Below are 13,026 nucleotides of genomic sequence, written 5' to 3'. Positions count from 1 at the left end.
TTTCCGCCTGGAACACGTTAACCATGCAAGGGGGAATGATATGATCCGGATCCTTGTCGTGATAAGCGTTGCCTTCCTGTTTCTAGCGGGGTGCAGCCAGGAGAAAGAGATTCAGATGCCCGAACGGATGCCGGAGGATTTCAATTTCTCGGTCAGCTTCGGGTACGGGGATATAAACAAAAATGAAATAAACACCTATAATGACACCGTAACGAAGGATCTTATTACGAAGGGAACCGCCACGGCGGATCTGACTTTCAGCGATGATGAACTTCAAACGATTTATAACAAAATGAAAGGCATAAATATCATGGGAGAGAAGCAATTCCCGGTCCAGAAAAGCTGTTCGCAGACTCCCAGCAACATAGACAGCTGGAAGGTTACCGTCAACGGCGAAACGAAATCGTTAGCATGGACAAACGAATATTGCGATATGACGAAGGATGCCGAGCAGTTGAAGGAGTTGAGAGCTTATATCTGGCATCTTGTTGAAAGCAAAGACAACTATAAAGCGCTCCCTGCGGCTGTAGGCGGATATGATTAAACGGCACCTCGTAAGGGATGCCGTTTTTTTTGCGATATTATTTAGACCATTGCGAGAGCAGAAGCTTCGCCTGGGAGGCCAGATTTTTGGCCGCCGCCTCCGATACCTTGTCTTTACCGGAACGCTTCTCCAGCTGGGATAAGAATTTGCCGATAAAATCAGACGCTTTGTCCAGTGAGCCTTTGTCATAATGGTGCTGCGCCTGCTTCAAGGAGTTGGTCAGCTGACTGGCGATTGCACCGCTTACGCTACCATCTTCAATGTAGCCGTCCAGCTTGTTTTGCAGATTGCCCAAGAGCCCCGGGAGCGTGGCATGAGGAACCGGGACATTCTTAAAATTCGTATCCGAAGCAAAATAGAAGCTTGTATACGAAGGCTGATTGTAGGCCGTATTCTGACGGGCAACTTCGGCTCTATACTGCGGATCATGCATGAGCGTATACAGCTTGCGGTCCGTCAGCTCGGTGCTTACGTAGATACGGATTGCGCTGCTGTCAGCTGTACGTACAAGCAGCTCTTCGCGCCAGTCGCCAAAAATGTCCGCCACCAGAGAAGGGTTGCCTTTCGTGTAGTTATTCGTCAGCGTACCCGCTGCCCTCAGAAGATTGCCTCGTTTCCAGTCGTCAATCGTAGGCGTAACATCAACGGCGCCGTTTACGATTTGCGTCGTCATGTCTCCTGCCCATTTGATGCTCATATTCGTGCCGGGCGCCGTATTTCCCAGCTTTTGACCGTCTGCCGACCAGAGGCCAACCGCCCACGTTTCAAGACCAGGATTCGCCGGATCAACATCGCCAACCATCCCCCGCCCCGTATCCTTGCCGGTGTATCCGCCGTACAGAACTTTTCCGGTCTTGGCATCGCGCAAGGAATATCCGTAAGGCGCATAAGTGCCGCCCTCGTGAACCATGAAGATCTCAAGGCCCGGCCGGTTCGGATCAATATCCGTTACGTGCAAGGCATCGCCATGTCCAAGCCTTGCCGTCACGCCAGGAGTTGCGCTTTGAGGAGGCATCACATCCATGGAGCTGTAAAGCAAACTTCCGTCATGATCAATCGTTGCGGAGCCGTATACAATCTCCTGTTTGCCGTCGCCGTCTACATCGGCCGCACTTAACGAATGCGCTCCTTGCGTAGTCAGCGTGCCGAACTGCGGATCCGTACCGTCCCGGCCATGCGGTCCGTCGTTAAACGGATTGGTCATTGGCGTCCAGCCGCTGTCCACATACCAGTTCTCCTTCAGATGGTGGCCATCCCAAGCATAGGAGACAAGAGTAGACCTCGTATAATAACCTCTGGCAAATACGGCGTAAGGATTTTGGCCGTCCAGATAAGCCACACCGGCAAGGAAACGGTCTACCCGGTTAGCAGGCTCGATCCGGCCCATGGCATAGTCGCCCCATAACAGACCGTCATCCTCGCGGGCTGTCTTGAAAGGAATAGTCTCCAGCTCTTTGCCCGTCTCTCCTTCGAATACGGTGAGATATTCGGGCCCGTCCACGATAAAGCCTTCAAACTCGCGCAGCTTGTTATTAACGCTGCGGCTTGGCGCGTACACATCCATGAAATAGTCGGTCAGGCTGCGGGCATCCGCAAGCGACAGCGGGTAGCTGTACTTCGGCACAATCCCGAAAGCTTCTTCCAGCGTCTTCGGCCAGCTTCCGTTCTTCACCTCTTCCCGGTCGCTCCAGCCCATAAACATGTTCACTACATGATCATAATAGCCTTGTGCGCTCAGGCGGTAATCGTCTTCATTGCTGTAACCTGCCTGAATATCCGCTTTGGGCATCGTAATATATTTTTCCGAGAGAACCTTGCCGTCCGCTCCGTATTTCAATATTTTCGTGCCGGGAGCCGTCTTGAACATCATCTCCGATTTGCCGTCTCCGTCAAAATCGTAGACCAGAAACTGCGTATAATGGGCTCCGGAGCGAATATTTACGCCCAGATCGATCCGGTACAGCAGCTTGCCTTCAAACGTGTAGCAGTCGATATAGGTTTTGCCTGTATAGCCCCTTTGTGATACGTCCTTCGAATTGGAGGGCTCCCATTTGACGAAAAACTCATATCGGCCATCTCCGTCTACATCCCCCACGCTCATATCGTTAGCGGAATAAGTATACGCCTCGCCCTTTGGCGTTACCCCGTCGGCAGGCTTGTTCAGCATCAGATCATAGTAAGCTTGTGCCCATGGCTGGACGGCAGCGCTTTGATCCGTCTCCTTCCCTTGCGTTACGGCAGCGACGTAATACTTGGAGGCCGTAGTTCCCGCCGGATCCAAATAGTTCGTGCTGTTCGTGACGGTTGCGATTTTCACCCCGTCTCTATAGACGTTAAACGCCGGCCCAGTGAGACCATTCTCCGTACTCCCCGTAACCTCGTAAGACAACAGCCTCCAGCTGACAAAAACGCCCTGCGACGTCGATGCAGCCACAAGCCCCCGGTCCAAGTATTCCAATTGCACGCTTCCTTTGCTCCCTTCCGTCTGACTGACGGAAGCCTGCTCCGCGGGCGAAGCCCATGCAGATCCCGTCATCGTGAGCGATAAGGCCAGAACGCCAGCCATCATGGTACGAATGGCTTTCCCGTTTTTTGTACGCTTTGTCATTAACTTATTCCTCCCGAATAAATACAAAGGTTTGGATACGCTTACAAAATCGAATGAAACGTAAGCCCTCCTTTCTTCCTATAAAAGATAAAAACTGGAAATCAACATCTTCATTATAGTTAAGAAGGGGACATTTCCCATACAAATAACCGTGCTTTTTCTTCAAAAAACCGACTTCAGGAGGTGACGTCCAAGGTTTGTTCCTCCTTCATTTGGCGGGCATCCCTCTACGGAAGGATTGTTTTCCGAAAAGCATAGTTCCTTCGCAGCAGACGATCGAAAGTCCTTGGAACCAGTTCGCTGTAATAAAAAACCCACAACGGCTTCTTAAAGCCGTTGTGGGCACATACACGATAAATGCAATAAACCTTATGCGGTCGCTGACGATTGAAGCTCCATAATCTGCTCTTGCAGTCTGCTTAGCTGCTCCGTATCCGCTTCGTCGGACAACGATGTCTGCATGCCTACGACATAACGGGATAAATCATCGGCCAGAGCTTTGCCCGTTTCCTTCGCAGATTGTCTCCACAGCCCCGTATACAAGCCCGACCAGCTGTCGATATGCTCATTCATCCAGACCTGCAGAGCCGGCGAGATGGCAGTCTCCAGCTCCTTGCGCAGCGCTGCCTTTCCGTCGCCTTCGAAGAAGTGGCGAGGGGATTTGAAACGGCTCCACAACCATTTGGCATCCACGCCGGACATTCTCCATTCCGATACGGCATCCGGCGTCGGCAGATCCTTGGCGGAGTATGCTGCACTGCTGTATCCGTCAATCAAGGATTCCAGCCGTTCAGTCAGAGCGGTGTACAGCTTCTTCAAGAGGCTGTTCACCTTGCGGTCCATCCGAAGAGTCGTGGCCTGCAGCTCCTGCGACAGCTCAGTCTGTACCTGGCGCTGAAGCTCAAGCCATGCGGTCCAGATCATTTTGCGCAGATCGCGGCCGTCATCCTGCAGCGTTGACGGGTTAAACGCATAATTGTAAAACTCCCCGAAGCGAAGCTGAATCCGCTGTACAACGTAATACAGCAGCTCGTTCAGCTCCTGGAGCATTTGCGCAGGCGGATCATTGTCCTGGAAGGCACCGATGGATGCATTCGCTTCAACCTGAAGCTTGCCAAGACGCTCGCTTTCCGCGAGACGCGACGCGGCATCCCCCGCAGCGCTTTTCAGCCAGCCCGCTACAGTAGACGAAGCTCTTGTAATCTCCTGTTCCGCGGCATCGATAGCCAGCTTGCCAAGATCGTTCTGCACGAAGCCCAGGAAGGACTGCTCAAAGGCCTCGATTCCCGACTGCGCAAGCAGCTCCATGTTGCCGTCTGCCTTCGCATCCAAGCCTTGCAGACTGGATACCGGGAACAAACGGGGATTACGGATGCCATGCTGAAGCAGATTCGTCTCGACATGGCTCAATACGCCCTCGAGTTCCTCATTATCCGCAGCCAGATCGGCCGCGTTGACGAGGAAGAACATTTTATCAAGCTCAAATTGATCCTTCACGCGGCCAAGCTGCATCAAGAACTGACGGTCGGCTTGCGAGAAGGCATGGTTATAATAGGTCACGAACAGGACAGCGTCCGCGTTCTTGATATAGTTGAAGGCTACGCCCGTATGGCGGGCGTTCACAGAATCCGCCCCCGGCGTATCGACAAGCACGATGCCTTGACGCGTCAGAGGGCAATCGTAATGAAGTTCAATCTCGCTGACGAAGCAGGAACGGGATTCCTCGGCTACAAACTTCTCGTATTCATCCTGCGAGACGGAGATTTGCGTGCCAAGCAGCGCTTCATGCGCTTCCCACCCCTTGCGTGCCGCCCGAAGGAAGCTGTAATGCGGGCGTCCGCCCGAATGGATCGCATCCGGCGTTAACATGTCGATGGCAAGCATAATCGCAGACGCATTCGGCAATGCGGACTCGGAAGCGTCTTCGCCAAGCAGCGCGAGCGAATAGCGCAAATCTTCGATAATGGCGTCACGGGATTTCATGACGACAAGGGCTGTGCCATGCTCGTGCTCAGCCGTCGGCGGCACGAGACGGTTGATCGCCGCGGTCGTCGGATTCGGCGACACCGGAAGCACAGGCTCGCCGAGCAAGGCGTTGGCGAGCGAGGATTTGCCCGCGCTGAAGGCTCCGAACAGCGCGATTGTGAAGCGGCTGTCCCGCAGCCGGTTGGCTTTGTCGCGCATAGCGTCCGCGCTGGCGGTCAGCGGCGCGTAAGGCGCGAGCAGCGCGGCAGCGCGCTCAAGCCGCGTGGCAGCGCCATGCTGCTGCGCGAGCGCTGCGCCGCCGGCTAGCGCGGCGCCGGCCTGCGGCGCGGCTGCGCGGGCGCCCGCGGCGCGAGGCTGCGCGGGCGCGCCGGCGCTTGCGGCGCTGCCCCTAGGCGCAGCTGCTGCGCTAGCCGCGGCCGCATGCGCGGCGCGAGGCGCCGGCAGCGCCGGGCGCGGCGCACGCGGCGGCAGCGCAGCGGCCAGCTGGGCCGCGTGCGCCGCAGCTCGCTGTGCCAGCGCCGCGAGCTGGGCCAGAGCGCCGGCTTGCTCGCCCAGCGCGTCCAGCTGCGCCTGCACAGCGTCTGCCGCGGTTTTGCTCGCAGCGGCAGCATGCTCTACAAGCACGTCGATAATCTCGAACGCGTGCTTGCGGTAGATCAACTTCACTTCCGCAGCCAGCTCGCGGCTGTACACCATCGTATATTCATTACCGAAGGTTGCCCCGGTATTTACTTTCTCCACCAGCCACTCAGTCTCTGGCTGCCATGTCAGACCGGCTGTCAGCTCCTGCTCCATCCGGTCAGCCGGATATCCGGCCTGCTCTGCCGCACGGCGCAGCAGATCCTTCACATGCCAATCAATTGCCGCATTGACCTGGGAAGCAAATTCCGTCCGGAATACATCCAGTCTGCGCTCTTGTTCGGCAGCTGTTTTTGCTCCGGAGAACAGAAGCCCCGTCTTGAATCCAGGCTTCCGGCTTTCCAGGAAGACATGCGCTTTGTCACGCAGTGGAGCAGGCGTAATAATCGCATTATCCAGCAGAGACTGAACGCTCCGCCTGAGTTCTACCCGCACTCGCTCCGGTTCCTCGGCAAGCCGGCTTTTCTTCGCATCCAGCTGCGCCATCTCTTCCTTCACCTTGGCCGCGGCTTCTTCGCCGCCGGCCTCCGCGATAAGCCGTTCGCGCTCCGGCTCATCTCGCATATCCCACCACTTCTGATGCTCGGCTACAAGATGCCGCAGCGAGGCATCCACGCTGTAAGCCGCGAGAGGTACTCTTTCTTCGGCAAGCTTGGTCAGCAGAAGCTCCAGCTGATCCCATTCCTGGTTCGGATGATCCGGCTGGCGCAACGACAAATAAACGATTCCCGCCGGCTCCAAATGCCAGGCTTGAAACGCTTCTTCTACGCTCTTCCGGTACTGCTCGAACGATAATTCACGATCACGGTGCTTATCAATCTGATTTACGATAAAGTATAAGGGCTTACCCCAGTCCTTCAATTGCTTCGCAAACGCAAAGTTAATCTCGGATTGGACATGGTTATAATCCATGACATAAAAAACAACATCCGCCAAATGGAGCGCCGACTCGGTCGACATTCGGTGGGCATCATCCGTAGAGTCAATACCGGGAGTATCAAGAAGAACCGTATGATTGCCAAGACGTTCCGTAGGATAATAAATGGAGACAGACTCGATATTATCGCCGTCCTTGCAATACGCATCCAGCTGTTCGAGCGGAATATCCACGCTCATATGCTCTCCGTTATTCATGCTGACAACGCTTGCCTTAGCCGTCTCTCCGCCGCGAATAGCCACTACATTGGCACTTGTAGGAATCGGGCTGGAAGGAAGCAGCTGCGCCCCGCATAGCCGGTTGACCAACGTTGATTTCCCTGCTGAAAAATGCCCGCAAAATGCAACAGTAAGCCGGCCTTCGGCCAGCTTACTGTAGAGCTCCAATACTTGCTTCGCGTGCAGACCGTCACCAGCCGCCTGCATCTCTGCTGCGGCATGGGACAATGCATCCGTCATGCCTCGTACTGTCGTTTCCATCATGTTCTATACAGCTTCCTCTTCGGCAGGCAGGCAAATTTCAAATACGTTACCATGCTGCAAAATCATAATGTTGCGCTCTTTCTCTTTCATCACAACCACTTCGGGCTTTTGGCGCATGCGCTCGATGTATTGGTCAGGCACGTCGCCGGAGCCGCTTACCGTTACGCCTTCTACCAGAATATCCTCGTTTTCTTGCGGAGGTGATTCGAGAACCTGTTCAAAAATATCGGAGAACAGTTCAAAATTGTTTGTATACACGGAAATGCATTTCATTGTCATCATCCTTCATTGGCTTTTTTCGGTTTGGTTGCCTTAATTTTAGTCTTCGTTTGTCCACCCGGCTTCATACGCTGTTTGCCTTCCTTGCATAGATCAAGCAGCGGGCAAATCGGACATTGCGGGTTTTGAGCTTTGCAATGATAGCGGCCGAAAAAAATAAGCCGGTGATGGGTGAGCGTCCATTCCTCACGGGGCACAAGCTTCATCAGCTTCTTTTCAACTTCCAGTACGGTATCATCCAGCTTAGCCACGCCAAGCCGTTTCGATACCCGCTCCACATGCGTATCTACGGCTATAGCAGGAACGCCAAACGCATTCGAAACGACTACATTAGCGGTCTTGCGGCCCACGCCGGGCAGCTCGGTAAGCTGCTCATGCCTCGAAGGAACTTCCCCTTCGTATTTATCGATTAGGATGCGGCATAGCTTTTGAATATTAGATGCCTTGCTGCGGAATAGTCCGATACGGCGAATATCCTGCTCCAGCTCTTCCAGCGGCACAGCCAAGTAGTCCTCCGGCCGTCTATATTTCTGAAACAGATTGACAGTTACTTTGTTCACTGTCTCGTCCGTACATTGTGCCGACAGCAGGACGGCGATGGTCAGTTCGAACGGGTTGCTGTGATGCAATTCACAATGTGCATCCGGGAACATCTCCGCCAACGTATCCAATATATGTCGCATCTTCTGCTTCGCATTCATCGTCTCTCTCCTAATCCCAAACACTATCGTTCAAAGTGTAGCGAAATTTGTCACGAGAAGCAACCTTATTCGGCCGTAAATACAGAAAAAACCGCCCATTTGGGCGGTTTTTTCACAAAATATAAGAAATTAGCCTGTAATCTGCTTAAAATATCCCAAATATTTCACAGCAGTCTTACGATTTTACGATTTTCAGCGCTTTGTTATTGAAGGCATATACAGTGATAGTATCCCCATCCTTCAGGGCGCTGATTTGAATAGAAGCGTTGTTGTACAAGATTTTGGTATCCGAAGTAATATAGGCGAAGTTACCGTTATCCTCCGAAGTATTCTTATACGTCCACAAGGTTGCGTTTGGTGCGTCATACTTCCAGTACGTGCGCTTATCGCCTACCGCAACGGTTACAATCGTCTGTTCGTTCTCGTCCTTATAGACCTGGACAATATCGCCTGAAGCAATCGCCGAGGACGAATAAGTCGTCTGGGTACCTTTGATCACCTTAACGCCTTTGGAGAGCGATACCGTTGACGTCGTGCCGTTTGGTTCCGTGACGTTAAGACTGCTGGAAGAAACGGCGGAAACCGTGCCATATTTCATGTTAATCGTCTTCACGGAAAGAATGTTGCTGCCGATGTAAGGGACATTAATGATCGTGCCGCTTGTCAAAGCGCTGATCGTAATCGAATTGCCATTCTCGTCCGTGATTGGAACATTCACAAGCGAAATCTCTCTTTGCGAGTTATCCGCCGATTTTACCGTCACAAGCTTGGTCGACGTATTTGCCGAGACAACCTGATACTGCAGCGTTTTGTGCACCTGAATCGTTGCCGCTTTCTCCTGATTCGAATCCAGCAAGACCGTAACGGTATCGCCAGCCTGCAGACTTCCGATCACGGGAGAGGCTACGCCCGGAATCTGAAGAAGCGGAGATACATAAGGAATACTTACCTTCTCGCCGGAGTCCAGCTTAACGGACAGCAGCTTGTCTGATGTGTTTACCGAAACAAGCGTGCCCGTCTGTTTGTAGATAAAGCTCAAAGAAACAATCCGATTGCCCGAATACGTGATTTTAACCTTGCGATTCGCAACCAGATAAGCCCTTGCTTGGCTCACGGTAATGGACGATCCGCTGTAATCGATTTTGGTTGAGTCCGTCAGGAACAATGCATTGGCATTGGAAGTGGCGGGATCAAATACCGTGAGCAGCTTGTTGTCGCCGCTATAGTTAACAACCGTCGCGGATTCGATCGTCGAAACATTGCGGTTAACGACTTCGATACGCGTAACTTTCTGCTCATCATTCAAAGTGAGCTTGATATTATCGACATCCTTCAGGAGATCGCTCACCGTAGGTGCTTCGATACCGTTAATGACAACTGTCACGTTATCAGCCAAGAACTTGGACTGCAGACTGCCGTCAACCATATAGTTAATCAAGCCGCTGCCCGCTGAATAGAATTGTCCGGTAACCGTATTAGCGCCCGTTTGTACCTCTGCTGTAATGGATACCACTTGAGGTGCGCTGCGGAAGGTATCTTGAACAATCGTCAGATTCGCATCACGCTTCAGATCTGAAATCTGCAAGGTCTTGCCGGTGCTGTCTTTTATCGTTACCGCGCTGCCATAGGTGAATTTTACTGGCTCGTCATTCACCCAAGCATAGAAGTAGCGGTCCGTTGCATTCACGCGGTCCAGCTTCGCTGTCGTCGTTTTGACATGCTGCTCGGTACCTTGTGCTTCAACATACTGGGCCTTGCCCGAGCTGCTGATAAGCGCAACATCCGTATAGAGCTTGATATCGCCGGCTGTAATCGCATTGTCGCTGTCTGCCTTATAGAACAACGAATTAGCGTCCAGCGTGTAAGCCGTCTCTTTCCCTCCGCTGTAAAGGGTAATCGACGTAGCAGTTTGAGAGGTAACGATACCGCTTACCTGTCCAGCGTACGGCACTTCGTACTGCTTCTCTGCACGGCTGAACAAGGTTGCAAGGCTTGCCCGGTTAACCGGAGCCTTCGGATCAAACTTTGTTGCGGATACGCCTTTCACCAGTTCGAGGGATACTGCCGCGTTGACGTAACCCAGATATTTAGGCGTAATCTGGCTGCCATCAGCAAAGGTTGAAGGCGTCTTGCCGAGTTCAACCGCTAAATCTTTCTTTTCGATTGCTTTCACAAGCAGCTTTGTTACCCATTCTCTCGTCGCTGGCGTTGTACCCCAAGCCTGTTTCGAGTTTGCAGCCGCGTTTGCGTATTCATCGTTCTGATCAAGGAGACCATTCTTGAAAGCCACAATAATATAAGGCTTCGCGAAATTGCTTACTTTGAAGGATTCCGGGTAAGCGATAATATCATCCGGCTTGACTTCATCGGCCAGTCCGGCAAAACGAAGGGCCATAACAACCGCTTCTTCTTGAGAAACGCTGTTTAGCGGACGAAATTCCGTCTTACCGCTGGAGGTTTTGTAACCATTAATAATTCCTTGCAGAGCCAGCTTTGTAACATGCTTCTGAGCCCATGCCGGGATAGAATCGGCGAACGGACTGTTCGTTACAGCTGCCGCAAAAGCAGACGGGGCTGGAACAACAATAGAGGTGCCACCGGCAAGCAAGGAGAAAGCTAAGGCGCCGGCAAGTAGTTTGGAACGGGATGAGTGCTTTGGCATAGATGAATATCCTCCTCAATTCATTATTTCATTATTTCGATGTAGGGCGAACCGTTGGATGATCAAGATCGAAGTGCCCCATCAGGCTCTCGAGGGCTTGTCCGTCCACCAGAAGATCATAGGACTGCACGAAATCGAACTGGAACAGCGTCTGCCCAAGGGAATCAAGCAGCATCTGCTCTCCCGGTGCGCCAAGACGCGCAGCGTCCGGCAGCTCGATGTCGATAGTCACGGCGTTATCCTTAAGCGTAACGGATTTGATTGGAATAGGCTTCCACAAGGATACCGTTCCGTCTGGTCCGTCCTGCTTCAAGGCGTCCAAAGCCTTCTTGATCAGATCTTCACCGGAATCAAACTCTACCTTAACTTCTTTCGTGATCAGCTTCTCGAGCTCCGTATTCGCATAGTAAATTTTAATGGGATTTACAGGTTCCGCCCCCATAGTTGGTTCGTCTGTTGGGGTTGGAGTCTGCGATGGTTCCTCTGTAGCAACCGTCTCTATCGACGGGCTTGGAGAAGGGGCATTGCCGCTTCCCTCGCTTCCGGACTGACCATCCGGCTTATTCGTGTTTCCGCATGCTGCTGCAGTAAGTAGAATGACAAATAATAGAATGATGAATGCCGGTTTTCTCACGATCGAATTCCTCGCTTTCTTAAGGTGAAACCGCCTTAGCCGTACTTAGACGGCAGAGCGTGTATCATTCCGGTGAATTCTATGCCCTATTTTTAAGACATAAGTTCTGATTCTCTTAGAATTTAAGAAAGTTTCAGGTACTCCTTGATTCCAGCCACGATTTCTGCTGCCATCTTGTTTTGCGCAGCATCGCTGTACAGAACGTCGGAATCGCCTTTGTTGGACAAAAATCCGGTTTCGAGCAGAATGGCAGGCATCGTTGTTTCTCTCGTTACATGCAGGTTTCCGTATTTCACTCCGCGGTCTTTCAGCCCCGTGCCTTTCACCAGATGCTTATGAACGATATTGGCAAGCGCTTTGCTGCTATCGCGGGTGTAATAGGTTTCCGTTCCCGTTACGCTCGAAGTAGGGTTGCTGTTCGCGTGAATGGAAATGAAAATATCCGCTTTATTGTTCTTGGCGAACGTTACGCGGTCTGCAAGCGTTACAAATTTATCTTCCGGTCTGCTGAGCAGCGGCTTGATATACTTTTCCTTGTCCAGCAAAGCTTTTACTTTAAGCGACAGACTAAGATTGACTTCTTTCTCCCAACGTCCGTTAATGCTCTTCGCGCCCGGATCGGTTCCGCCATGTCCGGCATCAATAACAACGTTATAGACCTTAGTCCCCGGATCGGTGGTTACCGGCGGAGGCGTCGGGTCGCCAGGCGGCGTTGTTGCAGGATCAGTGAGCCCAATGGTTAATACCCCTGCTCCATTATCCTGAATCGCCGTGTCTGCATCTGTATCCGTATTCAAATCAAGCACTAGTCTAGCAGTAGCCGGATTCGTAGAAAATACCGAGTAGCGGAACATGGAGATATACGGATTATCCGTTACGGGAATCCGCGTTTCCGCACCCATGAACTGGGAAGACAGCACATCCGAGTAAACCGTGTTCGGGAAGTCAATGACAATACGCTTTGGACTGTCAAGCTTGAACGGCTTAAGGGTTCCCATCTTACCTTCATAATTGATAATTATGCCGAAATTGCTGTCATACTGTATGGACGTAATTGTGCTTGTCTCTACAGGATTTGTTGAAGGATCTTCGGGAGCTGCGTTGTACAAAAATACCGATTGCGAGGTTTGTTCCCATTTCACGGTTAATCCTAGCTGCTCACTTACGAACCGAACGGGAATCATGGTCGTTCTGCCTTTTTGAAGCTTGGCAGACATGTCCATTTGCACTTGCTGGTTATTGACCAGCGCAATGTTGTTGTCGATTGTAAGTATGATTTCGTTCTGCCCGTTATGTATGGTGACTGTCTTCGTTGATGCCGACCAATTGACCTCGTAGCCCATATTCTCCGATACAACCCTAATCGGAACAAGCGTATAGTTGTTCACGATCTGGGGATCATCATACGGCTTAAGCAATTGATCGTTCAGGTAAAGCTTCGGGACGACTGGCGTTGATGCAGCTTGTCCCACTCCGGAGAACAAAGTAAACAGAACCGCCATAAACAACAAAATAGGTACAAACTTCTTCTTCATTTTCCACCTCGATGACTGA

General features: G+C 52.1%; 8 protein-coding genes. 1 reads left to right on the top strand and 7 read right to left on the bottom strand.

All coding sequences use genetic code 11. From position 1 onward, the window contains the following. Positions 1-40: 40 nt before the first annotated feature. Entirely contained in the window at positions 41-544 is a 504-nt protein-coding gene (locus M3194_RS09145) for a hypothetical protein (protein ID WP_251653098.1), read from the top strand. 37 nt (positions 545-581) lie between these two features. On the opposite strand, the gene M3194_RS09140 is transcribed toward M3194_RS09145, so the two are convergent. From M3194_RS09140 to M3194_RS09110, 7 genes are all read right to left on the bottom strand, one after another. Next, a complete protein-coding gene (locus M3194_RS09140; RefSeq protein ID WP_251653097.1) occupies positions 582-3,152 on the bottom strand; it encodes a rhamnogalacturonan lyase in 2,571 nt (856 codons plus the stop codon). 369 nt (positions 3,153-3,521) lie between these two features. Continuing rightward, positions 3,522-7,196 (bottom strand): dynamin family protein, encoded by a 3,675-nt coding sequence (locus tag M3194_RS09135; protein WP_251653096.1) that lies wholly within the window; start codon positions 7,194-7,196, stop codon positions 3,522-3,524. A gap of 3 nt (positions 7,197-7,199) precedes the next feature. Beyond that, positions 7,200-7,469, bottom strand: a complete 270-nt coding sequence (locus M3194_RS09130) for an NAD/NADP transhydrogenase alpha subunit (RefSeq protein WP_251653095.1) — start codon at positions 7,467-7,469, stop codon at positions 7,200-7,202. Between the two features lie 5 nt (positions 7,470-7,474). Continuing rightward, entirely contained in the window at positions 7,475-8,176 is a 702-nt protein-coding gene (gene nth / locus M3194_RS09125; protein WP_251653094.1) for an endonuclease III, read from the bottom strand. A 175-nt stretch (positions 8,177-8,351) separates the two neighbouring features. Continuing rightward, entirely contained in the window at positions 8,352-10,838 is a 2,487-nt protein-coding gene (locus M3194_RS09120) for an S-layer homology domain-containing protein (protein ID WP_251653093.1), read from the bottom strand. Positions 10,839-10,869: 31 nt separating this feature from the next. Continuing rightward, positions 10,870-11,472 (bottom strand): GerMN domain-containing protein, encoded by a 603-nt coding sequence (locus M3194_RS09115; RefSeq protein ID WP_251653092.1) that lies wholly within the window; start codon positions 11,470-11,472, stop codon positions 10,870-10,872. A 122-nt stretch (positions 11,473-11,594) separates the two neighbouring features. Then, positions 11,595-13,007: an N-acetylmuramoyl-L-alanine amidase family protein gene (locus M3194_RS09110; protein WP_251653091.1), complete on the bottom strand. Its 1,413-nt coding sequence runs from the start codon at positions 13,005-13,007 to the stop codon at positions 11,595-11,597. Positions 13,008-13,026 lie beyond the last annotated feature (19 nt).

The organism is Paenibacillus glycanilyticus, from assembly GCF_023715145.1.
GTDB lineage: Bacteria > Bacillota > Bacilli > Paenibacillales > Paenibacillaceae > Pristimantibacillus > Pristimantibacillus glycanilyticus_A.
This window is presented reverse-complemented; position numbering and strand designations above follow the sequence as displayed.

Excerpts from the sequence above, each read along its gene's own strand:
- M3194_RS09130 (WP_251653095.1), bottom strand. The coding sequence starts at position 7,469 with ATGAAATGCATTTCCGTGTATACAAACAATTTTGAACTGTTCTCCGAT.
- nth (WP_251653094.1), bottom strand. The coding sequence starts at position 8,176 with ATGAATGCGAAGCAGAAGATGCGACATATATTGGATACGTTGGCGGAG.
- M3194_RS09110 (WP_251653091.1), bottom strand. The coding sequence starts at position 13,007 with ATGAAGAAGAAGTTTGTACCTATTTTGTTGTTTATGGCGGTTCTGTTT.
- M3194_RS09140 (WP_251653097.1), bottom strand. The coding sequence starts at position 3,152 with ATGACAAAGCGTACAAAAAACGGGAAAGCCATTCGTACCATGATGGCT.
- M3194_RS09135 (WP_251653096.1), bottom strand. The coding sequence starts at position 7,196 with ATGATGGAAACGACAGTACGAGGCATGACGGATGCATTGTCCCATGCC.
- M3194_RS09120 (WP_251653093.1), bottom strand. The coding sequence starts at position 10,838 with ATGCCAAAGCACTCATCCCGTTCCAAACTACTTGCCGGCGCCTTAGCT.
- M3194_RS09145 (WP_251653098.1), top strand. The coding sequence starts at position 41 with ATGATCCGGATCCTTGTCGTGATAAGCGTTGCCTTCCTGTTTCTAGCG.